Genomic DNA, 26,231 nt, shown 5'->3' with positions numbered 1-26,231 from the left:
CGAGAGCATTCCGAAAACCGCCAGCATACCAGCTCAGCGACGCCCACTCGTCCAGCTGTGCGCATTGCCGATCTTGATCAGCCCCTCCAAGGGAGAAAGCACCGGGCTGGCCATGGTGATCCAGTCCAGCACCTCGGTTTCGACCCTGACGCCCTTGACGATCAACTCATCCGCATAGCTCAACGCGCGGGTCAGCGTCTGGGCATCGGCGCTGGCCAGATGCCTGATACGGTTGAACATGACCGGCCCTGTCACCTCGGAAATTTCCCGCATATAGGCGCTGAAGCGCTGGTAGTCGCCTTGCAGCGGACGCGGCACCTGCCGCCCCAGGCTGCTGTTCTTGAAGCAGCGGGGAATTTCCTCGAGCATGGCATCCAGCAGGGGGTTACCCTTGAGGCTGGCGAAATGGCTGTTGTTCGGCCCACGCAAGCCAAGCTGCCGATGCTCCACGAAGCCTCCCGTGCCCAACTGGCCGGGCTGCAAACGGATCACCGGAAGATTGCCGATCAACTGGTCGTCGATGTCCATGTACACCCCTCCTAGCTCGTGCAGCAGGCGATAGCGCAATACATCGCAGGCAGCGGCCAGGTTGCGGCTCGGCGTTTCACGGAAAAAGCTGAACACCTTGCCAGCTTCACTGTTCAGGAAAACGTTGAAGAATGAGTTGCTTGCGAGTGAGCGGAACTCAATGTCAGGGTATTTGCGATTCAACTTGAAGCGATTCCAGCCACTATCCACCGTGCCCAGCAGGTGCACATGCAATTTGTAGCCGCTGCGCTTGGCCACTTCTGCGTTCTTGGTCAGGAGTGCGCCATGCTCCCGGCTCAAGGTCTGGTAGTCGCCGATCCATACCTGGTGGATGTCCGAAGGCACCGCCTCGCCACCGGCCACGGCCTGCCACTGGCGCAATACAGGCTTGGGCTGCGTGCAACCCAGGGCCTCGCGCGCCTCCTGGCGCTCGACATGGTTGGCCACGGCCCCGGCGTCCGACGAACCGATCTGCCGTCCAGCCTCGCTGTCGAAGCGATAGTAGCGTCGCGTCTGGTCGCTGTACCAACAGCCATGCTGCAGATCGAACTCGACCTTGACCACCTGTTGCCCCTCGTCGATTCGATACTGCGTGCGCCCTTCGACGATCTCGCGGCGAATCCCTCGGGTCACCCGGTCAGCTTGCACCACCGGCCTGAGCGGCAGGTCCATGCCCCCCAGCAAACCAGCGCGGCGCAGCACATGCCAGTTGCCGGTGTAGGGATCGCGCACGATGCGTGGATCGGGATTGGAAAACAGCGAACGACTGAGCGGCGTATCCCCTTCGCCGAGGTGGAAGCTGGAGGTACGCTCCACTGGGTTGGCCAGTTCGTACACCCGATAGCAACCGCCGTCCGCCAGCTTGACGTAAAGCCCGCCCTCGCTGACCCACAACCCTTCGCGCAGGCCCTGTTCGATGCGCCGCAAACCGGTGATCACCTTGGGCTCAGGTGCAATGGCGGCAAGCGTGTACCCTGCCCCGGCAGCTTGCAGCCGTGTCGGCGCATTGCCCTTGGCGTGGCGTCTGAAGGTGAAGAATTTGGCGTTGGCCAGGCCATTGACACTGGTCAAGGCCTCCAGCAAGTACTCCCCGGCCTGCTCACGCTGGCCAGCAGCAAATGAGGAATGGCTGGTGAACAGGTAGTAACCAAGCTCAGCAAGGTCGAGTGCCGTCATCACCCGTGCCGGAATCAGCGTACTCAACAAGCGGAACACCAGCACGGCGATATCCAGCCCCTTTTCCAGCGCCAGTTCCGCATCCGACAGCGCCAGACTGTCGCCTTCGGCGCGCAGGTAGGCGATCCGATAACTGAAGGTCGCCTGGCCGAGCGAGCCTTTGAGCGGACGGAGCGCCAGCGCAGCCCCCGCGCCGCCCCGAGCAAGGGAGAACAGCAGTGGCTGGACGATGGCAAGCTGATGACGCCCGAAGCGCGACACCCAGTACCGCACCTGCGGGTTCCAGTCCTTCATCTGCTCGATCCCGGCCAGGTCGCGGGTGAGGGCTGAGCGCAGGGCGCCACGCGATGTATGGCGCTTGAACGGCCCGCCGAGCGGGTAGCCGGGCAGGTAACAAAGGATCGACGACTCGCCCGACTCATGGAAGACGAACACATCCCGCAGCGAATTGCCCATCAGCGACAGGCCCTCCACCTGCACCTGCTGTCCATCGCGCAGCGGCCGGGTGTCCAGGCTCGGATGATCCAGCACATCCAGCACCGCCTGGTAGCCCGAGTCGTCCAGGTCGCCGTTGGCATTGGCCAGCAACGCATCGAGGCGCAAACGCGTCTCGAACACTTTCACGGCGGCGGCCTTGCCCTGCTCGAACCGCACCGCGTCAGCGGCATCGGCTGGCGCCTGCAGTTTGGTGGCAAGCAGGGCCTGGTAACCCTCCTGCAGATCGAGAGATTCAGCCAACTCGGCGAGTCGCTTGAGCGACAACCGCTCGGCCTGCGCCGCTGGCAAGCCCGAGAACGTCACACTCCAGTCACCAGCCCGGGCTTCCAGGCGCAAGGCGATGTACTCGAACAAGGTGTACTGCGCCAGGGTGGTCGAGACTGGCCAGCGATCAGGCAGGCCACCGGGAGGCAACTCCGGATCGAGCGGCTCGGGACTGTACTCTGTGATGGTGACCTCGACCAGGATTTCACTGGGCTCGGCATGGATGCCCTCAGCCAGCAACGCGCCGCGAATCCGCTTGCTGGCGTACGCCTCGAAGGAGGGTAGCTCTTCCCAGTAGGCGTCAGCCTGGGCTTGCTGCTCCAGCAACTGCAGCGTGGTTGCCTCCAACAGCGCCTGTCGCGCTTGCGAAAGATTACGCAATCCCGCCGACAACTGCCCGCGCAACGCCTGGCGTTGCTCCTCGAAGGCCTGCAGCTCGCGGAGCACTTTCGCCCTTGAAGTGTCCAGGCCGATACGCGGTTGCCATAACCCCGAGGCATCGGCCAGCGCACCTTGGCGCCAGGCTTCGATCTGCTGCTCGGCCAGGGTTTCGAACGGGTTGTCGTCGAGCGGCTGGGCCAACACCTCGAAACCGCCACCCTCCCTGGCCCGCTCGCGCAGGATCACCGCCTGATCCTCGGGCGCCAGGCGGCTGAGGATGGCGAGCAGCAACGGCCCATCGTCGCGCAGCGACTTGGCGAGGGCGGCAAGGGCCTGCTCCAGATGGTCGTGCCGTTGGATGAAGCCGAAATAGCCGGTGCAGTAGACCACGGTCTCCCCCGTCTGAGCCTGCCGATCGACCACGTATTTCCCTTGAGCTGGCGCATGACCCGCCGGCTGCAGCGTCAAAATCAGCATCCCGGGCAAGGTCACGGTCGCCCCGTCGCCCTGGGCGCGCACCACCAGGCAATAGACGCCGCGCGGCGTGGCTCGGTCGAGCAGCCGCGGGTGCGCGACGATATCGTCAATCAGGGTCAGCGAGTCGGCCGCGAGCAAGCCCGCGGCCTGTAGCAAGGCAAGGTCGCCGCAAAGGCTTTCACGCACCTGCGACGCAGCCTGCTGGCGACGAGGCAAGGCATGGGGCGGGCCTGGAACCTCCCAGTAAGTCAGGCGGTCGACCTCGAAACGCGCGAAGACCGAATTCCGGTTGATAGCCCGCAATGCCTGGCGAAACTGGGTCAGGGTAGCGCCGCTGAACTGTTCCTGCGGCAATACGGAGTCGGCGCGCTTGGAAAGTACGGTCGTGGCCGGATCCAAGTCTGCATCGCCGAGCGCCAAGCCCTTGCCGGCGCGCTCGACGAGCTGTCCGATGGGGTACGCCGCGACGATCTGATGCACGCCATCGATCAATGGCGAGCTACAGCGGACCAGGTACGGCGCTTGCGCCAGCACGCCTGGCAGCAGTGTCTCGAACAGCCCCCGCGATGACGCGGTCAGGCTGGGCAGTTCGACGATATCCGGCAGGCCCTCGGGGAGGTCGGCAATCGATGCGACAGGGGAAGTGGCGGGGGGCATCACGGCAATCTCCGTCAAAAACGAAGAAATTGCCGTGCCCGTGACCCGCTCGTGCGTTATGTATCTATGCCAGTCAAAGCTCGGCCGCCAGGCGCGAGCCCTGGTTGATCGCCCGCTTGGCATCGAGCTCGGCCGCCACATCGGCGCCGCCGATCAGGTGCACCGACTGGCCCGCCGCGAGTAGCCCTTCGTGCAGCTCGCGCAGCGGCTCCTGACCGGCGCAGACGACGATGTTGTCCACTGCCAGCAGTTGCGGCTCACCCTCGCCGATGCGCACGTGCAACCCGGCATCGTCCACGCTCAGGTACTCGACACCGTTGAGCATCTGCACCTGCTTGTTCTTCAGGCCCGTGCGATGAATCCAGCCAGTGGTCTTGCCCAGGCCGTCACCCACCTTGGTCTTCTTGCGCTGCAGCAGGTACACCTGCCGCGCCGGCGCATGGGGCTCGGCCTTGACCCCAGCCACGCCACCACGGGCCTCCAGGTGCGTATCGATACCCCACTCCCTCCAGAACGCCTCACGGTCCTGGCTGGTGGCCACGCCTTCATGCACCAGGTACTCGGATACATCGAAACCAATGCCGCCTGCACCGATCACCGCCACCCGCTTACCCACCGGCTTGCGCTCCAGCAGCACGTCCAGGTAGCTCAGCACCTTGGCGTTGTCGATACCGGGAATGGCCGGCGTGCGCGGGGCGATGCCGGTGGCCAGGATGACCTCGTCGAACTCGCCAGCCACCAGCGCGGCCACATCGACACGGGTATTCAGGCGCAGCTCGACACCCGTGGACTTCACCTTGTTGCGGAAGTAACGCAGGGTCTCGTGGAACTCCTCCTTGCCCGGCACCCGCTTGGCCACGTTGAACTGCCCACCGATCTCGCTGGAGGCATCGAACAGCGTCACTTCATGACCGCGCTCGGCGGCCACGGTGGCAGCCGCCAGGCCCGCCGGGCCGGCGCCGACCACGGCAATGCGCTTGACGTTGAGCACAGGCAGGTAGTTGAGCTCGGTCTCGTGGCAGGCCCGCGGATTGACCAGGCAACTGGTCAGCTTGCCGCCGAAGGTGTGGTCCAGGCAGGCCTGGTTGCAGCCGATACAGGTGTTGATCTCGTCGCCCCGGCCCGCGGCGGCCTTGTTGACGAAATCCGGGTCGGCCAGGAATGGCCGAGCCATGGAGACCATGTCGGCATCGCCTTCGGCCAGCACCGCCTCGGCCACCTCCGGGGTGTTGATACGGTTGGTGGTGATCAGCGGGATCTTCACCGCACCGCGCAGCTTGGCGGTGACCTTGCTGAACGCCGCGCGCGGCACCTTGGTGGCGATGGTCGGGATGCGCGCCTCGTGCCAGCCGATGCCCGTGTTGATCAGCGTGGCACCGGCCTGCTCGATGGCCTTGGCCAGCAGCTCGATCTCGTCCCAGGTGCTGCCGCCCTCGACCAGGTCAAGCATCGACAGGCGGAAGATGATGATGAAGTTCGGCCCCACGTCCTCTCGCACCCGGCGCACGATCTCCACGGCCAGGCGCATGCGGTTCTCGTAGCTGCCGCCCCAACGGTCGGTGCGGTGGTTGGTATGGGCGGCGAGGAACTGGTTGATGAAGTAGCCTTCCGATCCCATGATCTCGACGCCGTCGTAACCGGCGCGCTGGGCCAGGCTTGCACAGGTGACGAAATCGCGGATCTGCTTCTCGATGCCCTCCTCGTCCAGTTCCTTGGGCTTGAACGGGTTGATCGGCGCCTGGATGGCGCTGGGCGCCACCTGCTTCGGGCTATAGGCATAGCGTCCAGCGTGGAGGATCTGCAGGCAGATCTTGCCACCGGCGGCATGCACCGCCTCGGTGACGATCCGGTGCTTGTCGGCCTCTTGCTCGGTGCTGAGCTTGGCCGCGCCGGAATACACGCCACCTTCATCGTTGGGCGCGATGCCGCCAGTGACCATCAAGCCGACACCGCCGCGGGCACGCTCGGCGAAGTACGCGGCCATGCGCTCGAAGCCGCCCGGGCGCTCCTCGAGGCCGGTGTGCATGGACCCCATCAGGGTGCGGTTGCGCAAGGTGGTGAAACCCAGGTCGAGAGGGGCCAGCAGGTGCGGGTAGCGGTCGGTAGCCATGGATGGACTCCACAGTTGGCGTGATCACGGAATGCGGGCGCCTCTACCAGGTCTCTACAGCACCGTGGCGGGGCCCGTCGTTTGTCTGAGGTCGACATTAAACAGGCGTTTGAACACGCTCAATGATCGAAACTGACAACTTATTGATCCTGCTGCACAGCAGGTTCAGCCGCGCCTGGGGCCGCCTCACGCCCTTCGCCGCTGCGGTTACCCGCGAAGGGGCCCGATAAATGCCAGACCAGGCGTTACTGCACGCCGCGACCTGACCGGTGCCAATTGCACGACCGCCCACAGTACCTCGAGCAGCAAAATCCCCCAGAGCAGCGCGGAAGCCCCATGAGCCAAGGCGTACAACTGCCAGGAGGCGAACAAGATCCGCCCCGCCGCGTCGTAGCGACCGAATTGTGGCTGCGGATCGCGAATCCTCAGCCAGGACCAGACACACACGATGGACCCCATCAGATTGGCCATCATGACATGCATCGGATCGAACAATGGCACCTGGCCGCTCAAGCCAAGCGTGTCGTGCAGCGAACCTAGCCAGTGATGCAGCAGGGCGAAACTCCACGGCGTCACGAAACCCACGGTGATGAACAAATCGTATAGACCACTGGCGCGTACCACCTTGCGATATTGAGCAGTGCTCCACATAACCCGTACTCCTTCGGATCAACGAAGGCATCAGGCTAAAGCCTGGGGTAAGCTCCAAGGTCAAGCCCGAATAAGGAAATTCTCATGCGCATTGGCGAACTCGCCCAAGTCTGTGGCGTCAGCCGCGATACGCTGCGGTTCTATGAAGAGCGCGGCCTCATTCAGGCCCGCCGCCTGGCCAACGGCTACCGCGACTATCCGGACGAAATCGCACAACTGGTGCATTTCATTCGCAATGCCCAGCGCCTGGGCTTCAGCCTCAATGAGATCGGCAACAACGTCGAGCACCTATGGCACTCGGTAAACCCTGACCAAGCTGTGGAAGCACTGCTGCGCGACAAGGTGGCGCTGGTCGAGCAGCGCCTCGACGAACTGCAGAGACTGCGCAGCGCCCTCCTGCATCGCCTCACCCTGGCCTGCCCGCTACGGGACGGCCTCGACCTGCCGGAGCCAAGCTCCACGCTGGCGCTGACCGGCCCGGCGGGGAGTTGATGCCCCCAGGGCTCACCAGATGAACCAGAACGAAGGTCCAAAGTGACTTACCATTGGAGCCTTCTCATGCGCCTGTCCATTGGTGCCGCTGCATGAGCCCGATGTCGTATTTCGTTTTTCAGGAGAAAACCTTCATGTCCAATGCTCGAGAGGCATTGGTCACCACCGCACTGGAGCTGTTTCTGCATGAAGGCTTGCAGTCGGTAGGCATTGACCGGGTAATCAAAGAGTCCAACGTGAGCAAGATGACGCTGTACAAGTACTTTCCTTCCAAGGAAATACTGATCGCCCACGTGCTGGAGCATTACCACCATGCCATCATCGGCGAAATCCAGTCATGCCTGGTCAATGTCCCACCCCAACTACCGCAACAGATGGCGGCGTTGCTGGTGTGGTATCGCGGCAAGTTCATCGACAGCAATGTGCGTGGCTGCCTGTTTGGCATCGCCGCGACGGTCTATGCCAGCTGCGACCATCCGATTCACCAGGTCTGCCTCAAACACACGCAGACGCTGGCCGACCTGTTCTCTGCGCTGCTGTTCAGCGCAGGCTACGGCGAGCGCAGTGCCACCTTGGCGCTGCAGTGCCTGACGTTGCTTGAAGGCACCCGCAATCTCACCACCATCGGCGTCAAGGGCGACCCTCTGGCAAGCGCCATGCAGGTCGTGCTCATGTTGCTGCAGCCACAGCCACAGCAGGGGTGATCAAAACCCGTATTCCGCCTGGACATACACCGTGTGATTGTCGTGCAACTGGCCGAAAAAAGTATCTTCCCGTCCGTAATAACCCTCGATGCCGCCCAGAAGGCGTACGTGGTCCGACAACATATAAGACGCTTTCAGACGTGCGATACCGCTGTCGTTTTGCACGTTGGCGACACCGCTGGCTTCAAGCGACAGGTTGTCATTCAGCCAGCGCTTGGCCACGCGCCAGGTGAACCCGTACTGATCGCTGGCCGTCTGGCCACTCGTGGTCATCTGCCGCAGCGCCACCTCCCGGGCGAACCACTCCAACCGCTGCGGCTGGCTGAAGTCGTAGACGTGCGTGTAGGTGGCCTGCAGACCCAGGGTCGCATTGTTGCGAAACGTCCACTCACCGCCCATCACCATGAACAACTGCGGTTTCTTGTGCAGGAAATCCTCCTGGCCGTTGCTGTCCGGCCTGGAATAGGCAGCCTCCGCTCGCCAGACCATGGCGCCTTGGGTCATGCTGAAGTCCATGCCCAGGATGCGACTGCGCTGGGCTTGAACCTGCACCGTGGCACCCTGGCTGGTCAACAGGCCAGGGGTCAGTACGGGTAATGGATAGACGCCATCCAGGTAGGACAGCGAGCCATCCATGTTCGGTGCCGACCACTCCCACTTGGCCGCCCACTGCGAGCGGCCGGACTGGCGAATGTCATAGTCGACATTCGCCAGAGGCACCAATGGAATGGTATGGCTGGGCGCCTCGGGAAACCACATCAACGCGACACTGCCATCGCCGACGTAGCGGGTCAGGTTGAGCATATCGGCCCCATAGCGCTGATCGCCATCCTCCGGCGTCAGCAGGGTGAAGTCCCGAGGCGCCAGGTTGTCGGTGGGATTGATACCATCGGCGCGTCCCCACACCACGATCTGTCGCCCGATACGCAAGTCGTAATCATCGAACTCGTGGTGCCAGTATGCTTCCCGCACACGACCGTGACGCTGCCCGCCGATGTTGCGCTGCTGCGCCCAGCCGTCAAACACCAGTTCGCCCTGATCGCGGGAACTGAGACGCTCGCGCACCCAGAGCGAAGCCACCTTGACATCCGTCTCGTCAGTCAATGCCCGATCACCACTCCACCAGCCTGTGCGCAACGAGACTGAGCTGTCCAATTGCAAGGTCGCCTGGGCCGTACCGGACAGGGCCAGCAACATCAGGCCCAGTCGCCTCATCTCCCCAACCCCTGAGGCTTGAAGTAGCGCTCATCCACGCCCTGTTCAGCCTGGAAAGCATCGAAGGCGATCTCGGTACGATGCCCCGTCTGCAGGTTGTAGGCGACAGAGCGCATGGCCTGCCACTTGCCGTGCTGCCCTACCGCTTCGATCCGGGATGATTCGATACGCTTTAGCGGCTGGCCGGATTGATCGCTGAACTCCGTGCGCACGGCCATGAAATTGTCAGCGCGCACCCAGTTGAGCATCTTCGAGTACCCTGAATCAGTGGCCTCCTTGTCATCGGATGGCACGGACTCGACCTTGAATACAGAGGCGCCGTCGTCCAGCGTTTCCCGAGCCAACAACCGATGTCGCCAATTGGCCGGATTGTGGCCGACGATATCTCCGTAGCTGAAATCGGTACCGACGAAACTGTCGCGTTTGTTCGACGCCGACAGCCGTCGGACCTTGCCCAGGGCCGGCAGGTAAATCCACATGTCGTCGTCGGTGGCACTCTGCTCCACCAGCAGGGTCGCGGTGCCCTTGATGTCCTGCGGTGCAACGAATTTCACGTAGCGCATGTTGTCCTGGGCTGGACCGGGCTGCAGCTTGGTCACCCCTATCGTCTTGCGTTCGCGGCGCTCCCCATTATTGACCTGCAGGCAAAAGTCATTGTCCTCTCGGCTGCTTTTCCCATCGTTCTACCTACCCGGAATGCGCCCTGACATCCTTCACCCGTTCCGCAGAATCCGCATGAACTGCTGCATGACCGCGCGCCCCTGAACGCCTTGCCTCTACACAGAGACGACGGGCCCAAGACGCGTGGCGAAATCCGGCCCGTCGCCAGCTGTCAGCTTTGGTATGATCGAAAACACCGAGCCTGAACCCGTGCACCAGGAATCCCGAAGCCAATGACCAAGACCGCACCATGCTCTTGACCCCCTTCATGTCCACTTCACTTTCGCGCGGGCACTGAAGCCATGCGCAAACTGCTTGCCAGCGCCCTGGCACTGGTCGTCATCGCCGCCCTCTGCGGTTATGGCTTCTGGACCTTGCAGCGCCCGGAAGGGCATTACCTGTCCGACCTGCGCATCGAGCTGGCGCTCAACCAGGGGGTGCCAGGCGAGCACGGTAATCTGCTGGGCGTCGAGCCCTTGCTGTATCCAGGCGACTACCAGAACCTCGCACGCCTGCACCGCAAGCTGTCGGCCTACCTGGAGCAGGCCCGCGCGCAAGGGTTGGTCAATTCGCGCACAGTGGTGGTGTTGCCGGAACATATCGGCACCTGGCTTTGGGCCCGCGGCGAAAAGCGCGAGTTTTACCAAGTCAGCCACCGCCGTGAGGCCGAACAATGGCTGGAGCTGAGCAATCCGCTGCGCTACGGCCTGGCAATGCTGAGCGCCACTGGCGACGATCGCCGCACCGATGCCCACCTGCGCATGAAAGCGGCACAGATGGCCACCGACTACCAGCAAGTGTTCGGCAGCCTGGCCCGGGAATTCGGCGTCACCCTGGTGGCAGGCTCGATCGTCCTGCCAACCCCCTACGTCGAGAACGGCGTGCTGCGCACTGGTAGCGGCCCACTGCTCAACAGCAGCCTGGTGTTCGCCGGCGATGGCTCGGTGCTGGGCCAGCCGCAGCACCAGCAGTATCCCGACAGCGAAACCCGCCGCTACATCCATGATGGCCAGCGTCACCCCTTGCAAGTACTGCAGACCCCGGCGGGACGCCTGGGAGTGCTGGTCGGCAGCGACAGCTGGTACCCGGACAATTACCGACAGCTCACGCAGCAGTCGGCGCAACTGATCGCCAACCCGGTCTTTCTCAGTGGCAAGCAGAGCTGGCAGGCCCCTTGGCGCGGCAACCGCCATCAGGCCTCGGCCAACGACCTGCCACTGCGACGCGGCCAGGTCAGCGAGCAGGATGCCTGGCAACAGTTGACCCAGACCGCCAATGGCAGCCTGCCCAGCATGAGCGTATTCATGCGCGGCCAGTTCTGGGAGCTGACCGGCGATGGCCAGGGCTTTGCCAGCCAGCCCGGCCACCTGTGGGTAGGCGACAGCAGCCACGGCGCCCGCCTGCTCAACCTGTGGCTGTGACGCCCATGCCTCGTCCGCGCGTGCGCCTGGGAGATCTGTCGGTAGGCTTCGTCCAGCCACTGGCCGAGGCGCTGATCGCGCTGGGCCACGACCCGCAACCGCTTCTGATGCATTACGGCCTGGACGCACGGCGCCTGGCAGAGCCGGGCGCGCGACTGTCGATCCCGCGCTACATGCACCTTGGCCATGCCGCCATCGCCCTGTGCGCCGAGCCGGCACTGGGCTTGCGCATGGGCCACTTCAGCCGCCTGGCCCAGGCCGGCCTGGCCGGCGTCACCGCCGCCCAGGCACCGACACTCGGCGACGCCGCTCGCACCCTGCTGCGCTTCGAGCCACTGTATGCCGCCAACTATCGTGGCCGGTCGAGCTTCCACGAGGACAGCCAAGGTGCCTGGTTGCGCTTCTATTCCATCAGCCCATACAACAGCTACAACCGTTTCGTCGTCGACTCGTTGCTCAGTGGCTGGCTGGCACAGCTTGGCGCCGTGGCGGGAAGGCCGATACAGGCCGAACGCCTGGAAGTCGAATTCGAGGCGCCGGAGTACGTCGGGCAATACCAAGGGCTGTGCGCCAGCTCCGTGCAGTTTGGCGCGGCGGCCAACCAGCTGCGCCTGAGCCTGGCCACCCTGGCCCTGCCCAACCGGCAGCATTGTCCGGGCACCTGGCAACACCTGCTGCAACTGTGCGAGACGGAACTGGCCCAGCGCACGCGAATCCGCAGCCTGGGCGAACGCATCACGCACCTGCTGGGGCCGCTGCTCAACGGGGGACGTGAACCGGATCTGGAGGAGGTGGCGCGGCATCTGCAGCTACCAACCTGGACCTTGCGCCGCAAGTTGGCCGAGGAAGGCACGCGCTTTCGCGACCTGCTCAACGACACACGGCGCGACCTGGCCGAGACCTATATCCGCGACACGGAGCTGGCCTTCGGCGAGATTGCCTATCTGCTGGGGTTTGCTTCGGCGGAAGCCTTCCAGCGCGCCTTCAAGCGCTGGACGAGCCTGACGCCCGGGGAGTTTCGCCGCCATCAGCGGCAGGTGGGCTAGAGCTCGGTAGCGTCATCCGCCGGCTCCGGCAGATCCAGTTCGTACGCGTGGAACTCGAGCAGTTCTTCCTGGTAATCGTCCATCTCGGCACCTCTTCGTTCATCGCACTTCGGTCATTGCGCCAACCTAAGCCAGCACAATGAAGGAATGATTACCTCCCCATGAACGATAAACGTAGCAAGTGCCCGGGAAGTTATCGACCCGTCAGAGTGGCGCCTGCGCAGGCGCCGGCGCCTCCTGCTGCATCTGGATCGGCGCGGGCTCGGCAGGCGGCGCGATAGGCTGCGACCCCTTGCTGTCATCCACTACCGGTGCCGCAGGAGCTTCGCTGGCCGGTACGGCAGCCGCGGGTGCTTCAACCGGAGCGGGTGCGGCGGCAGGGGCCACGGCAACCGGAGTCGGTACCGGGGCCGGCGTCTCTGCCACGCTCTCGGCTGCCGACGCGGCAGGCTGCGGCGCGGGCGCCAGGGCAGCAGGCGCAGGCTCCGGCAAGCCCAGGTCGGCGGCCGGTTTTTCCACCTTCGGCTCGGCGGCCGGCTCGGTTTTCTCCGACTTCTTCGGCTTCGGCAGGTAGCTTTCCACCAGGGCGAAGTAACGGTCGTAGAACTGCGCGGCGGTGACCGTCTCGCTGGCGACCTTCACCATGGAGTCGTCGGTGGAGCCGATCGGCATCGACACCGAGCCCAGCACGCCCACGCCAAGGCTGGCGGAGGTGTTGGACTTTTTCAGGGTGTAGCGGTCCTGCAAGGCATTGGCGAACATCGTCGAACGCTGCTTGTCGCTCATGTCCGACACGCAGGTGATGTTGAAACTGATCTGCAGGTGGTTCTCGGCGTTCTGCTGGAAGCTCTTGTTGCCGGCGACCTGGTTGGCATCGCTGCTGGTGATGATATAGCCCTGGCTGAGCAGCGCCCGTCGCGCGGCCTCGCAGGAGCCCGCCTCACTGGTGTCGAAACTGCGCGAAAAGGTGCCCGAGTCATCGAAGTTCTCGTGCTCGTAGACCGCGGTTTTTTTCGAGGAGCAGCCGGACACGCCTGCCAGCACCAGGGCCAGCCCGAGCGCAGCAAAGACGGTTGATCTAGACATTGCCAATTCCGGGAAGAAACGAAGGGAGGTATTGTGCATCACATCGATTGGTCGCTGAAACCGTTGATCGTGAAGAGTCTGTCAGTCTGGAGCAAATCCTCGCGGCGCACGGCGCCCAGAAACGAAAAAAGCGACCCTGAGGTCGCTTTTTCGTTGCTTCGAGGCGTTCAAGGGGCCTCGAGGCGAAGATGGCGCAGCGGACGGGACTCGAACCCGCGACCCCCGGCGTGACAGGCCGGTATTCTAACCGACTGAACTACCGCTGCGTATCGTTCGGGCTTGCACCCGATTGAAACTGGGATCTGAGCTTTCAAGCGCTTTGGCGCGAAAGCCAGGCACAAAAAAGGCGATTGCTCATCGCCTTTTTCGGTTTGCTTCGAGCGTTCAAGGGGCTCGTTGCAGAAGATGGCGCAGCGGACGGGACTCGAACCCGCGACCCCCGGCGTGACAGGCCGGTATTCTAACCGACTGAACTACCGCTGCGTATCGTTCAGGCTTGCGCCTGAGTGAAACTGGGATCTGGCCTTGCGGCCTCAGACCGGTGCAAGCACCCATCTGGAGAAGAATGGCGCGGCGGACGGGACTCGAACCCGCGACCCCCGGCGTGACAGGCCGGTATTCTAACCGACTGAACTACCGCCGCGCATAATTGGACTTTCGTCCTGTTCCTCTCTGCCAGCTCGCTTCTTTCGAAGCCGCTGAACCAGGAACGTTCTCAGGAAGTGGTGGGTGATGACGGGATCGAACCGCCGACCCTCTGCTTGTAAGGCAGATGCTCTCCCGGCTGAGCTAATCACCCCCGCGATGTTGCTTGTTGCGTTTGCTTCGCTGAGGCCGCGAAATTTACGCAGGTACCGATCCTAAGTCAATACCCCCATTGAAGTTTTTTTCAAAAAGGGCAAAAACAGCTGCAAGCTTAAAGCTGCAAGCGACAAGGAAAAGCCCCATCGCTGCACCACCCTGTTCGATTCCGGAAAAGAACAAGGGGACCTCACGGTCCCCTCTTGCAGCTTGAGGCTGATAGCTTGCCGCTCAGGTGTAGATCATCTTGCGGCTCATCCCGCCATCGACCACGAACTCCTGGCCGGTAACGAACCCCGCCTGGCGCGACAGCAACCATGCCACCAGCGCCGCCACGTCTTCCACGGTGCCTACCCTGCCGGCTGGATGCTGGGCATGGTCGGCCTCGGTCAAGGGCTCGGCGCGACGCTGCGAAGGATCACGGGCATCGATCCAGCCCGGGCTCACCGCATTGACGCGGATCTCCGGCCCCAGGCTCATGGCCAGGGCGTGGGTCAGGGCCAGCAAACCACCCTTGCTGGCGGCATAGGCCTCGGTGTCCGGCTCGGACTGCCGGGCGCGGGTGGACGTCAGGTTGACGATCGCGCCGCCATGGGCGCGCAAATAGGGTGCGCAATGCTTGGCCAGCAACATCGGGCCATTGAGGTTGACCGCCAGTACCCGATTCCATTGCGCCAGGGACAGGCTCTCCAGGGTCTGGTTGTGCGGGTTGGCGAGCGCCGCATTGCACACCAGCGCGTCCAGGCGGCCGAACTGCCCCAGCACCTCGGACACGCCGGCACTGACCTGGGCCTCATCGGCCACATCCATGGTGATGAACCAGGCGTTGTCGCCCAGCACCTTCGCGACCTTGGTGCCACGTGGGCGATCCAGGTCGCTGAGCACCACCTGCCAACCCTCGCAGATCAACCAGGCGGCGATACCCAGACCGATGCCGCGGGCGGCACCGGTAACCAGGGCCACCCGGCCATTATGGCCGGGCTCGCCGCCCTTCCAGTCGATCACAGCGCGGCCAGACCGCGAGCAAGATCGGCTTGCAGGTCGGCGACATCTTCCAGGCCGACCGCCACGCGGACCAGACTGTCACGAATGCCCGCCGCGTCACGCTCCTGCGGCGTCAGACGCCCATGGGAAGTGGTCGCAGGATGGGCGATGGTGGTCTTGCTGTCACCGAGGTTGGTGGTGATCGAGATCACTCGGGTCGCATCGATGAAGCGCCAGGCGCCCTCCTTGCCGCCCTTGACCTCGAAGCTGACCACCGCGCCGAAGCCGCTCATCTGACGCTTGGCCAGTTCATGCTGCGGATGGCTCGGCAGGCCGGCGTAGTGGACCTTCTCGATACCTTCCTGCTGCTCGAGCCACTCGGCCAGCGCCTGGGCGCTCTCGCAGTGGGCGCGCATGCGCAGCTTGAGGGTCTCCAGACCCTTGGTGAAGATCCAGGCGTTGAACGGGCTGAGGGTCGGGCCGGCGGTACGCAGGAAGCCCACGACTTCTTTCATCTGTTCGCTACGCCCGGCGACCACGCCCCCCATGCAACGGCCCTGGCCGTCGATGAACTTGGTCGCCGAATGGAACACGATGTCCGCGCCGAGCTTGAGCGGCTGCTGCAAGGCCGGAGTGCTGAAGCAGTTGTCCACCACCAGCATGGCGCCCCGGGCATGGGCGATCTCGGCCAGGGCGGTGATGTCCACCAGCTCGGCCAGCGGGTTGGACGGCGACTCGACGATCAGCAGCTTGGTGTTGGCCTTGATAGCCTTTTCCCAGCCATTCAGGTCGACCAGCGGCACGTAGTCCACCTGCACGCCAAAGCGCTTGAAGTACTTCTCGAACAGGCTGATGGTCGAGCCGAACACGCTCTGCGACACCAGCACATGGTCGCCGGCACTGCACAGTGACATCACCACTGCGAGGATCGCCGCCATGCCGGTGGAGGTGGCCACGGCCTGCTCGGCGCCCTCCATGGCCGCCAGGCGCTCCTCGAAGGCACGCACGGTCGGGTTGGTATAGCGCGAGTAGACGTTGCCCGGCGTTTCGCCGGCAAAGCGCGCGGCGGCGTCGGCGGCCGTGCGGAAGACATAGCTGGAGGTCAGGAACAGCGCTTCGCTGTGCTCGGCCTCCGGTGTGCGGTTCTGACCGGCGCGTACCGCCAGGGTGTCGAAAGCGACACCCTCGAGGTCACTGTCCAGTCGACCGGCATCCCATTGTTCGGTCATGCCGTCGCTCCCAAATCAGTTGTTGTACAGGTCGATGATCGCGCTGACCGCCTGGTTCTTCACCTTGGCCAGGTCATTACGGGCCTGCTCGATGCGCTCGAGGTAGGCTTCGTCGATATCGCCGGTGACGTACTCACCGTTGAACACCGCGCAATCGAAATGCTCGATCTTGATCTTGCCGCCACCGACCGATTCGATCAGGTCCGGCAGGTCCTGATAGATCAGCCAGTCGGCGCCGATCAACTCGGCCACCTGTTCGGTGGTACGGTTGTGGGCGATCAGTTCGTGAGCGCTCGGCATGTCGATGCCGTAGACGTTGGGGTAGCGCACCGCAGGAGCCGCGGAGCAGAAGTAGACGTTCTTGGCGCCAGCCTCGCGGGCCATCTGGATGATCTGCTTGCAGGTGGTGCCGCGCACGATCGAGTCGTCCACCAGCATCACGTTCTTGCCGCGGAACTCCAGTTCGATGGCGTTGAGCTTCTGGCGCACCGACTTCTTGCGCGCGGCCTGGCCGGGCATGATGAAGGTACGGCCGATGTAGCGGTTCTTGACGAAGCCTTCACGGAACTTGACGCCCAGGTGGTTGGCCAGCTCCAGCGCCGCGGTACGGCTGGTGTCAGGGATCGGGATGACCACGTCGATGTCATGGTCCGGGCGCTCGCGCTGGATCTTCTCGGCCAGCTTCTCGCCCATGCGCAGGCGCGCCTTGTACACCGAAACGCCATCCATGATCGAATCCGGACGGGCCAGGTAGACGTGTTCGAAGATGCACGGCTGCAGTTTCGGGCTCTCGGCGCACTGCTTGGTGAACATCTGGCCGCCTTCGGTGATGTAAACCGCCTCGCCCGGCGCCAGGTCGCGGATCAGGGTGAAGCCGAGCACGTCCAGGGCCACGCTCTCCGAGGCGATCATGTACTCGACGCCTTCATCGGTGTGGCGCTGGCCGAACACCACCGGGCGGATGCCGTTGGGGTCGCGGAAACCGACGATGCCGTAGCCGGTGATCATCGCCACCACCGCGTAACCGCCGACGCAGCGGCTATGCACGTGGGAAACCGCGGCGAACACATCTTCTTCGGTCGGCTGCAGCTTGCCGCGCACCGCCAGCTCGTGGGCGAACACGTTCAACAGCACTTCGGAGTCGGAGTTGGTGTTGACGTGGCGCAGGTCGGACTCGTAGATCTCCTTGGCCAACTGCTCGACGTTGGTCAGGTTGCCGTTGTGCGCCAGGGTGATGCCGTACGGCGAGTTGACGTAGAACGGCTGGGCCTCGGCCGAGGTGGAGCTGCCGGCGGTCGGGTAGCGGACGTGGCCGATACCGATGCTGCCGACCAGGCGCTGCATGTGGCGCTGCTGGAAGACGTCGCGCACCAGGCCGTTATCCTTGCGCAGGAACAACCGGCCATCGTGGCTGGTCACGATGCCGGCAGCGTCCTGGCCGCGGTGCTGGAGCACGGTTAGCGCGTCATACAGCGCCTGATTGACGTTCGACTTACCGACGATACCGACGATGCCACACATGCGACGCAACCCCTACTTTGATGAAACTTGAGTGAAGCGTGCTCAGGGCTTGGTCGGCCCGAGCAACTGCTCCTTGAACGGAAGGTCAACGGGTGCGCTGACCCCACTGGACATCCACTGGCCGGTGAACCCGAGTATGAGGTTCTTCGACCAGTCGGCTACCAATAGAAATTGTGGTATCAGGCGTGATTCCTGCCACCACGGATCCTGTTGCACCGGGCCCAGGCTCAGCAGCCCGACGGCCACCACCACCAGCAACCCGCCTCGCGCGGCGCCGAAGGCCATGCCGAGGAAGCGATCGGTGCCGGACAGCCCGGTCACGCGGATCAGTTCGCCGATGAGGAAATTGAGCATCGCCCCGACCAGCAGCGTGGCGACGAAAAGAATGGCACAGCCGGCGATGACCCGCGCGGACGGTGTCTGGATATAGCTTTCAAGATACTGCGCGAGCGATCCGCCGAACATCCAGGCCACCGCGCCGGCGACAATCCAGATGAGCAGGGACAGGGCTTCCTTGACGAAGCCGCGCTTGAGACTGATCAGCGATGAAATGGCGACGATCGCGATGATCGCCCAATCAACCCAGGTAAATGCCACGGTGTTGCCTGCCGACGTTTGAGGCGGCGCATTTTACCAGAGCAAAGGGGCTTGGGGTAAGCGGAATGTCAGGTGTTTGAAGGGCTACAGGCTGACTCTGGGGACAGCTTTGCGGGCTAGAAAAGCCGTCGCGGGGCAATCCCACGCTGCAAAATCCTACGCGCACCTGTAGGAGCGGCCTTGTGTCGCGAAAGGGCTGCAGAGCAGCCCCAGGATTTCAGCGCAGAAGCGAAAATTGCCGGGGCTGCTGCGCAGCCCTTTCCGACCGGTCCGACGCCTCGGCAAGGCCGCTCCTACAGAGGGACGTGCATGTCCAGAGATGGGCGTCAGCCACGCTCCGGCTGGAAGCGCACCACGATGCCCTTGAGGTTTTGCTGGCGACTGATCGCATCGCGCAGGCGCTCGGCCTCGGCGCGCTCGATCAGCGGCCCGACGAAAACCCGGTTCATGCCATCCGCCGAACGGATGTAAGCGTTGTAGCCCTGGCTGCGCAGGGTCTTTTGCAAGTTTTCAGCACCGACCCGGTTGGACAGGCTGGCCAACTGGATCGACCAGCTCACGGGCAGGCCATTGACGTCGATCTTCGACGGCGCAGCCGGCTTGGCCGTAGCGACCGTCGCCGGAGCGGTACTCGGCGCAGGCGACGGACGGGGTTCGACCTTGGGCGTCGGCACAGGCGTCTGCGGCTTGGGCTGAGGCTGCTGTACTACCGGCGCGATGGGCTGGCTGGGCGCCGTGATCGGCGCCGTCGATTCACTGACCACCACCGGCGGCGGGTCATTCTGCTCCGCCAACGGCTGCGGCTCCGGCACCTGGACAGGCTCCACCTGCACCTGGGGCAAGCTTGGCATGGCTGGCGCTTGCGGCGCCTCGACGCGCACCTGGCGCATCTCGTCCTCACGGGTGAACAGCATCGGCAGGAAGATCACTGCCAGCGCCACCAGCACCAACGCACCGACCATGCGCTGCTTCATCCCTTTATCCAGCACTGCCATCTACTCCATCCTCGGGAACCTGCCGCTCGAGCCAGGCCAGGGCCTCGCCGACGCAGAAAAACGAACCGAACAGCAGGATCTGGTCATCCGCCGTCGCCTGGGCGCACTGCCCCTCGAGGGCAGCATCGACACTGGCGTAAGACTTCACCGTCGCACCGAGGTTCGTCAAGGCCTGAGCCAGCTCCACGGCCGGGCGACTGCGCGGCGTATCCAAGGGCGCCACCGCCCAGTCGGCGACCTGATCGCGCAGCGGCGTAAGCACACCGGCCAGATCCTTGTCGGCCAAAAGGCCGAACACCGCCAGGCGCCGGCCCTTCACCGGGCGTGCCGCCAGCCGGCGCGCGAGGTACTCGGCGGCGTGCGGGTTGTGGCCGACATCCAGCAGCAACGCTACGCGCTTGCCCTGCCACAGCAGCTCGCGTCGGTCGAGACGACCGGTGACACGCGTATCCAGCAAGGCTTGGCGAACCATGCCGGCATCCCACGGCAGGCCCATCAGCAGGAAAGCCTGCAAGGCAAGGGCTGCATTCTCCATGGGCAGGTCGAGCAACGGCAGCTCGCGCAGCGCCACGGGCGAACCGTCGAGCTGGCGACCGCGCCAATGCCAGTGCTCGGCGCCGCTCTGCAGGTCGAAATCACGCCCGCGCAGGAAGAACGGGCAATTCAGCTCACGCACCTTGTCCAGCAGCGGCTGCGGCGGATCGAGGTCACCGCACAGTGCCGGCTTGCCCTGGCGGAAGATCCCTGCCTTCTCGTAGGCCACCGACTCACGGCTGTCGCCCAGGTAGTCAACGTGGTCGACGCCGATGCTGGTAACCAGCGACACGTCGGCATCCACCAGATTGACCGCATCCAGCCGGCCACCCAGGCCAACCTCGAGCACCACCGCATCCAGCGCGGACTGCTTGAACAGCCAGAACGCCGCCAAAGTGCCCATTTCGAAATAGGTCAGCGAGATCTCGCCGCGTGCCGCTTCCACCGCGGCGAACGCTTCGCACAGGCGCTCATCGCTGGCCTCGCGGCCTTCGATCAGCACCCGCTCGTTGTAACGCAGCAGGTGCGGCGAACTGTACACCCCGACCTTGAGCCCTTGGGCGCGCAGCAACGCGGCCACGAAGGCGCACGTCGAGCCTTTGCCGTTGGTCCCGGTCACCGTCACCACTCGCGGCGCCAGCTTGCCCAGCCCCAAACGCGCCAGCACCTGTTGCGAGCGCTCCAGCCCCATGTCGATGGCCGAGGGGTGCAACTGTTCGAGATAGGCGAGCCACTCGCCCAGGCTGCGCTGGTTCATCACGCGACCGCGGCGACCTCTTTGGCCGCTTCCGGGGTCGGCTGACCGGTCATCTGCGCCAGCAGGCGAGCCAGGCGCGGACGCAGTTCGTCACGGGAAATGATCAGGTCGATGGCGCCGTGCTCCAGCAGGAACTCGCTGCGCTGGAAGCCTTCGGGCAGTTTCTCGCGCACGGTCTGTTCGATCACCCGCGGACCGGCGAAGCCGATCAGCGCCTTCGGCTCACCGACGATCACGTCGCCGAGCATCGCCAGGCTGGCGGAAACGCCGCCGTAGACCGGGTCGGTCAGTACCGAGATGAACGGAATGCCTTCTTCGCGCAGGCGCGCCAGCACGGCGGAGGTCTTGGCCATCTGCATCAGCGAGATCAGCGCTTCCTGCATACGCGCGCCACCGGAGGCGGAGAAGCAGACCATCGGGCAACGGTTTTCCAGGGCGTAGTTGGCGGCGCGGACAAAACGCTCACCGACGATGGCGCCCATGGAACCGCCCATGAAGGAGAACTCGAAAGCGCTGACCACGATCGGCATACCCATCAAGGTACCGCTCATGGAGATCAGCGCGTCTTTCTCACCGGTCTGCTTCTGCGCGGCGGTCAGACGATCCTTGTACTTCTTGCCATCGCGGAACTTCAGACGGTCGACCGGCTCCAGCTCGGCGCCCAGCTCGGCGCGGCCTTCTGGATCGAGGAAGATGTCGATGCGCGCACGTGCGCCGATACGCATGTGGTGGTTGCACTTGGGGCAGACGTCGAGGGTCTTTTCCAGCTCCGGACGGTACAGCACGGCCTCACAGGACGGGCACTTGTGCCACAGCCCTTCCGGCACCGAGCTCTTCTTCACCTCGGAACGCATGATCGAAGGGATCAGTTTGTCTACCAACCAGTTGCTCATGCTTGCTTTCTCCAGTATTGGCCGGGGAGACCTGCGCGGCCCCGCCCTGCCCTTGAGCTCAAATTCTTCTGTAACGCGACGATGGGCCGGCCATGCGCCGCCCACCTCCAATTCTTCCCCGGTACGCCCCGCGCACTGGCGCGGCCTGGCAGCACCGGGCTGCGAAAGCTATGGACGATGGCGCGCGGCCAGCCGTCACATCCGCGTTCACGCGTGTTTCACCGCCTGCATGAAGGCTTCGATCTTCGCCGGATCCTTGATGCCCTTGGCTTGCTCGACACCACCGCTGACATCCACCGCATAGGGCCGCACCTGGCGGATCGCCTCGGCGACGTTGTCAGCCGACAGGCCACCGGCGAGGATGATCGGTTTGCTCAGGCGCTGCGGTATCAATGACCAGTCGAAGGATTCACCGGTTCCCCCCGGCACGCCCGGCACATAAGCATCAAGCAGGATGCCGCGGGCGCCGGCGTAGCGCTGGCAGGCTGCCTCCAGATCGTCGCCGGGACGCACGCGCAAGGCCTTGATCCAGGGGCGGTGGTAGCCCTCGCAATCGGCCGGGGTTTCATCGCCGTGGAACTGTAGCAGGTCCAGGGAAACCACCTCGAGGATCTCGTTGAGCTCGCAGCGCGAAGCGTTGACGAACAACCCGACGGTAGTCACGAACGGCGGCAAAGCCTCGATGATCGCCCGCGCCTGGCGCACGTCCACCGCCCGCGGGCTTTTCGCGTAGAAGACGAAACCAAGGGCATCAGCCCCGGACTCGACCGCGGCCAGGGCGTCCTCGATGCGGGTAATCCCGCAGATCTTGCTGCGAACGTAGCTCATGGACGGCGAACCTTGAGTGATCGGGAAAGCGCCGATGGTAGCAAATGACTTTTGCCCCGTCAGTGTGCCAGCGCCTCATAACCGGTAAGAAAGTGTGGGCCGATGTAACGCTGCGGCAAGGCGTACTCTTGCGGGTACTCCACCTGCACCAGGTACAGGCCGTAGGGATGCGCGGTGACGCCGCCTTCGCGGCGGTTGCGCCCCTCCAGCACTTCGCGCGCCCATTCCACCGGGCGCTCGCCGGCGCCAATGGTCATCAGCACCCCGGCGATGTTGCGCACCATGTGGTGGAGGAACGCGGTGGCGCGCACGTCCAGCACGATCATCTGGCCGTGGCGGGTGACGCGCAGGTGGTGAATGTGCTTGATCGGCGACTTGGCCTGGCACTGGCTGGCGCGGAAGGCGCTGAAGTCATGGGTGCCCAGCAGGTATTGGGCCGCCAGGGCCATGCGCTCGACATCCAGCGGGCGGTGGTTCCAGGTCACTTCCTCGGCCAGATGCGCCGGGCGGATCGGGTCGTTGTAGATGACATAGCGGTAACGCCGGGCGGTGGCCTTGAAGCGGGCATGGAAATGCGCCGGCATGGGCGCCGCCCAGACCACGCTGATGTCGTGGGGCAGGTTGAAGTTGCTGCCCAGGGTCCAGGCACGTTCATCGCGCACGGCGCGGGTATCGAAGTGCACGACCTGCCCGCAGCCGTGGACGCCAGCGTCGGTACGCCCGGCGCAGATCACCGAGATCGGCTCGTCGGCCACCTTCGACAGCGCCTGCTCCAGGGCCTGCTGGACACTGGGCACGCCGCTGGCCTGGCGCTGCCAGCCGCGATAACGCGAGCCTTTGTATTCCACGCCCAGGGCGATGCGGGTATAGCCTTCGGCTGCCGATTCGGCGGCGGCGGTGTCGATGATGTCCAAGAGCGGCAAACCTGATGATGAAACGAAGGGCGGGAGTATACCGGCAAACCGCGCGGGGGCCGAAATGATCGCGGGGCAAGCCCGCGCCCACGTCTGCAGTGGGAATGGGCTTGCCCCGCGCGGTGCAACGTCGCGTCAGACCAGGCGCGAGAGCATCTCGTTGGCTTCCTGACGCTGGCTGTCGTCGCCGTCCTTGACCACCTCATCGAGAATGTCGCGGGCGCCCTGGTGGTCACCCATGTCGATGTAGGCGCGGGCCAGGTCGAGCTTGGTGGCCACCTCGTCGGTGCCGGAGAAGAAGTCGAAGTCCAGGTCGTCCAGCGACTCCGGTTCCAGCGCGGCGTCCTCGGCAGTGAAGCGGGGCTCCAGCGACGGGTTCTCGAGGTTCTGCGACAGCTTGTCGAGCTCGGCGTTGACGTCGTCCAGTTCCGAGGCGAAGTTCTTCGCCGCCGGCGATTCGTCGTCCAGCGACAGCGACAGGTCGAAGTCCTCGGGCAGTTCCAGCTCGGAGATCGGATCGAACTCCGGAATGGCCTCGAACGCCGCCAGTTCGGCCGCCACGTCCACCGGAGCAGCCTCGCTCTCGGCCGGGGCTGCCGGTTCAGCGACATCCAGGTCGAAATCAGCCAGGTCGTCGACATTCTGCGGGGTAGCCTGGGCCTGGGCCAGCAACGCCTCGAAATCATCATCGGCGTCGGGCTCGGCCGCAACGGCCTCGGCCTGGGATGGCGTGTCGACCGAGGCGACGTCGTCCAGCGCCGACGGTTCGAGATGATCGTCCACAGGCAGGTCGTCGCCCAGGCTCAGGTCAAAGGCACTGTCCAGGTCGTCTTGCGCATCGGCCGGAGTTACCTCGGGTGCCGGTTCCTGTTCCACCACCGGCTCAGGCGTCTCGGCAACGGCTGGCGCATCGTCCTGCAGCAGCTCCTGGACATACTGCTCGTCCATCTCGGCGGCCAGCGCGGCTGCACCCGCCGCGACGGCGGCGACCCCCAGCATTGCCGGGAAGCGCTCCTTCAGCGCGCTGACTTCGGCCTGGTTCTCTTCGCTGGCCGGCAGCTTGCGCTCCTGACCGGCGAAGGCATCCTGGTCGCCCTGACGGGCGTAGACTTCCATCAGCTTCAGGCGCAGGTCGCTGCGCTGGGGCTCGGAGGCCACGGCGGCCTCCAGCAGATCAGCGGCATGATTGAGACGGCCACGGGCCAGGCTTTCGTCAACCTCGGCCAGCAGTGCGGCACGTGGATCCGCTGCGCTCGCGGGCTCCTCGACGGGCGCCGCCGGCACGGGTTTCTCGGCGGCAACGGCGGCGGCGGCGGAAGCAGCCACCACGGCCGGTGCCAGGGTCACGCTCGGCGCCGAGACCTCCAGGCCTTCGAAACTGCTCGGCGGCAGGTCCAGGTCCGGACCGCGCTCGCCCTCCTCGGCCAGGGCGCGAGCCATGCGCAGGTGCTTCTCGGCTTCCTGCTGGGCCTTGCGTTTGCGCGCCAGGAGCAGCAGCAACAGCAACAGGACGAGGAAGGACGAGCCGGCGATCAGGCCCAACAGCAAGGGATTGCCCGACAACTGGTCGAGCAGGCCGGGTTCTTCGCTGGCAGGCGCGTCGGTCGCCGCTTGCTGCGGCGCCGTGTCGGCTGCAGCCGGCGCCGGGCTGACCACCGGCTCGGCCGGCGTGAGCTGGGCGTTGACGGCAGGTTGCGCTGGCGCCGGCTCACCCGGCAGCGCGGTGGCTGGCGGCTGCGCAGGCGTGGCGCCCTGTGCTTCCAGGCGCGCCAATTGGTCGTTCTTGAGCTCGATCAGACGCTGCAGCTTGTCCAGTTGGCTCTGCAAGTCGGACATGCGGCTCTTGAGCTCATCGTTGTCGCGACGGCTGGTATCGAGGCTCTCCTGGGCCACCGCCAGCTTGTCGTTCAGGGCCTTGGCGTCTCCGGCCGCGCCCTTGCCGCCCGGGGAAACCAGGCGCAGGTTGTCGCCCTGGGCGATGCGCGACGGCGCCGCGCCTGCCTCCCCCCGACGGGTGGCATCCAACTGCCGGGCACGCGGACCGAGGCGCCGGCCTTCACGCCAGGCGGCATACTGTTCGGCCACCTCGCGATTGGCTTCGGCCTGGGGAATGCTCTGCACCTGCTGTTGATCGGGCAGGCGCAGCACCTGACCGGTCTTGAGCTGGTTGATGTTGTTGCCGATGAATGCGTCCGGGTTCAGCGCCTGGATCGCCACCATGGTCTGCTGGATCGAGCCGCCGTGGGTGTTGCGCGCGGCGATCTGCCAGAGCGTGTCACGGCGCCTGGTGGTATAGCTGCCGGTGCTCACGGCCGGGGCAATGCTGGCCTGGGACGCCTGACTGCCCTGGGCTTGGGCCTGGTCGAGCAGTACGCTGTAATCGCGCAGCAGCCGGCCCTGCGGCCACATTACCTGCACCAGGAACTTGACCACCGGCTCGGGCAGCGCCTTGCTGGAGGTGACCCGCAGCACGCTCTTGCCGTTGGGGTTGATCACGGGCGTGAACGTCAGGTCTTCGAGATAAGGCGGGAAGGCCACCCCGGCCTTGGCGAACTCTTCCGGCGACGCCAGGCTTGGCGCCATTTCCGCCGCTGTGAGGTCGCGCACGTCGAGCAGTTCGATCTCGGCATCCAGCGGCTGGTTCTGCGCCGACTTGAGGGTCAGCTCTCCCAACCCCAGGGCGTTCGCCACGCCGGACGTCAGCGCCGAGGCTGCCGCGATGGCCAGAACCAGTTTGCGAATTCGAAGCATGAACTCTTCCCTTGTATGAACCGTCCCGAAAACCCTGTTGCGGCGTAGGACAAAATGGCTC

20 protein-coding genes and 4 tRNA genes are annotated in these 26,231 nt (G+C 64.6%); 4 read left to right on the top strand and 20 right to left on the bottom strand.

Annotated features, from left to right (window positions below):
* Nucleotides 1-33: 33 nt before the first annotated feature.
* The 3 genes from ACYUME_RS08165 to ACYUME_RS08155 form a co-directional block, all read right to left on the bottom strand.
* Complete coding sequence (locus ACYUME_RS08165) at nt 34-3,981, bottom strand: dermonecrotic toxin domain-containing protein (protein WP_460418526.1); 3,948 nt, start codon at nt 3,979-3,981, stop codon at nt 34-36.
* Between the two features lie 73 nt (nt 3,982-4,054).
* Complete coding sequence (locus tag ACYUME_RS08160; protein ID WP_460418525.1) at nt 4,055-6,091, bottom strand: oxidoreductase; 2,037 nt, start codon at nt 6,089-6,091, stop codon at nt 4,055-4,057.
* 207 nt (nt 6,092-6,298) lie between these two features.
* On the bottom strand, nt 6,299-6,742 hold the full coding sequence (locus ACYUME_RS08155; protein WP_279885269.1) for a hypothetical protein: 444 nt from the start codon (nt 6,740-6,742) through the stop codon (nt 6,299-6,301).
* An 84-nt stretch (nt 6,743-6,826) separates the two neighbouring features.
* Between ACYUME_RS08155 and ACYUME_RS08150 the strand changes: the two genes are divergently transcribed.
* Both ACYUME_RS08150 and ACYUME_RS08145 read left to right on the top strand, forming a co-directional pair.
* Entirely contained in the window at nt 6,827-7,234 is a 408-nt protein-coding gene (locus ACYUME_RS08150) for a MerR family DNA-binding transcriptional regulator (RefSeq protein ID WP_279885267.1), read from the top strand.
* Nucleotides 7,235-7,368: 134 nt separating this feature from the next.
* Nucleotides 7,369-7,938 carry a TetR/AcrR family transcriptional regulator gene (locus tag ACYUME_RS08145; protein WP_460418524.1) on the top strand — a complete coding sequence of 190 codons (570 nt, stop codon included), beginning with the start codon at nt 7,369-7,371 and terminating at the stop codon, nt 7,936-7,938.
* On the opposite strand, the gene ACYUME_RS08140 is transcribed toward ACYUME_RS08145, so the two are convergent.
* Together ACYUME_RS08140 and ACYUME_RS08135 are read right to left on the bottom strand one after the other, a co-directional pair.
* Nucleotides 7,939-9,135, bottom strand: coding sequence for a DUF1302 domain-containing protein (locus tag ACYUME_RS08140; protein ID WP_460418523.1), 1,197 nt, complete (start codon nt 9,133-9,135; stop codon nt 7,939-7,941).
* Nucleotides 9,136-9,149: 14 nt separating this feature from the next.
* The gene (locus tag ACYUME_RS08135; RefSeq protein WP_460418522.1) at nt 9,150-9,752 is read right to left on the bottom strand and encodes an outer membrane lipoprotein-sorting protein; all 603 of its coding nucleotides are present in this window, start codon (nt 9,750-9,752) and stop codon (nt 9,150-9,152) included.
* 363 nt (nt 9,753-10,115) lie between these two features.
* On the opposite strand from ACYUME_RS08135, the gene ACYUME_RS08130 reads away from it, so the two are divergent.
* Entirely contained in the window at nt 10,116-11,234 is a 1,119-nt protein-coding gene (locus ACYUME_RS08130; RefSeq protein ID WP_460418521.1) for a nitrilase-related carbon-nitrogen hydrolase, read from the top strand.
* Nucleotides 11,235-11,239: 5 nt separating this feature from the next.
* Nucleotides 11,240-12,280, top strand: coding sequence for an AraC family transcriptional regulator (locus tag ACYUME_RS08125; protein WP_279885244.1), 1,041 nt, complete (start codon nt 11,240-11,242; stop codon nt 12,278-12,280).
* Nucleotides 12,281-12,484: 204 nt separating this feature from the next.
* On the opposite strand, the gene ACYUME_RS08120 is transcribed toward ACYUME_RS08125, so the two are convergent.
* The 15 genes from ACYUME_RS08120 to ACYUME_RS08050 form a co-directional block, all read right to left on the bottom strand.
* Nucleotides 12,485-13,366 (bottom strand): DUF2242 domain-containing protein, encoded by an 882-nt coding sequence (locus ACYUME_RS08120; protein ID WP_460418520.1) that lies wholly within the window; start codon nt 13,364-13,366, stop codon nt 12,485-12,487.
* Nucleotides 13,367-13,555: 189 nt separating this feature from the next.
* Nucleotides 13,556-13,632 (bottom strand) — tRNA-Asp (locus tag ACYUME_RS08115).
* Nucleotides 13,633-13,772: 140 nt separating this feature from the next.
* Nucleotides 13,773-13,849: transfer RNA gene (locus tag ACYUME_RS08110), tRNA-Asp, on the bottom strand.
* Between the two features lie 83 nt (nt 13,850-13,932).
* A tRNA-Asp gene (locus tag ACYUME_RS08105) sits at nt 13,933-14,009 on the bottom strand.
* An 80-nt stretch (nt 14,010-14,089) separates the two neighbouring features.
* Nucleotides 14,090-14,165 (bottom strand) — tRNA-Val (locus tag ACYUME_RS08100).
* 233 nt (nt 14,166-14,398) lie between these two features.
* Entirely contained in the window at nt 14,399-15,172 is a 774-nt protein-coding gene (locus ACYUME_RS08095) for an SDR family oxidoreductase (RefSeq protein WP_460418519.1), read from the bottom strand.
* A complete protein-coding gene (locus tag ACYUME_RS08090) occupies nt 15,169-16,380 on the bottom strand; it encodes an O-succinylhomoserine sulfhydrylase (RefSeq protein WP_279885236.1) in 1,212 nt (403 codons plus the stop codon). Before ACYUME_RS08090 ends, ACYUME_RS08095 begins: the two co-directional genes overlap by 4 nt.
* Nucleotides 16,381-16,395: 15 nt before the next feature.
* The gene (gene purF, locus ACYUME_RS08085) at nt 16,396-17,901 is read right to left on the bottom strand and encodes an amidophosphoribosyltransferase (RefSeq protein WP_460418518.1); all 1,506 of its coding nucleotides are present in this window, start codon (nt 17,899-17,901) and stop codon (nt 16,396-16,398) included.
* A 42-nt stretch (nt 17,902-17,943) separates the two neighbouring features.
* Nucleotides 17,944-18,498 (bottom strand): CvpA family protein, encoded by a 555-nt coding sequence (locus ACYUME_RS08080; RefSeq protein WP_279885230.1) that lies wholly within the window; start codon nt 18,496-18,498, stop codon nt 17,944-17,946.
* A 326-nt stretch (nt 18,499-18,824) separates the two neighbouring features.
* Nucleotides 18,825-19,493 (bottom strand): SPOR domain-containing protein, encoded by a 669-nt coding sequence (locus ACYUME_RS08075; RefSeq protein ID WP_279885228.1) that lies wholly within the window; start codon nt 19,491-19,493, stop codon nt 18,825-18,827.
* Complete coding sequence (gene folC / locus ACYUME_RS08070) at nt 19,477-20,784, bottom strand: bifunctional tetrahydrofolate synthase/dihydrofolate synthase (RefSeq protein WP_460418517.1); 1,308 nt, start codon at nt 20,782-20,784, stop codon at nt 19,477-19,479. Before folC ends, ACYUME_RS08075 begins: the two co-directional genes overlap by 17 nt.
* Nucleotides 20,784-21,677, bottom strand: coding sequence for an acetyl-CoA carboxylase, carboxyltransferase subunit beta (accD, locus tag ACYUME_RS08065; protein ID WP_279885223.1), 894 nt, complete (start codon nt 21,675-21,677; stop codon nt 20,784-20,786). The genes folC and accD overlap by 1 nt, the downstream gene beginning before the upstream one ends.
* A gap of 207 nt (nt 21,678-21,884) precedes the next feature.
* A complete protein-coding gene (locus ACYUME_RS08060; protein WP_460418516.1) occupies nt 21,885-22,505 on the bottom strand; it encodes a phosphoribosylanthranilate isomerase in 621 nt (206 codons plus the stop codon).
* Between the two features lie 59 nt (nt 22,506-22,564).
* Complete coding sequence (gene truA, locus ACYUME_RS08055) at nt 22,565-23,419, bottom strand: tRNA pseudouridine(38-40) synthase TruA (RefSeq protein ID WP_460418515.1); 855 nt, start codon at nt 23,417-23,419, stop codon at nt 22,565-22,567.
* Between the two features lie 135 nt (nt 23,420-23,554).
* The gene (locus tag ACYUME_RS08050) at nt 23,555-26,170 is read right to left on the bottom strand and encodes a FimV/HubP family polar landmark protein (protein WP_460418514.1); all 2,616 of its coding nucleotides are present in this window, start codon (nt 26,168-26,170) and stop codon (nt 23,555-23,557) included.
* Nucleotides 26,171-26,231: the final 61 nt, after the last annotated feature.

This window comes from Pseudomonas sp. microsymbiont 2 (assembly GCF_054788395.1).
This window is presented reverse-complemented; position numbering and strand designations above follow the sequence as displayed.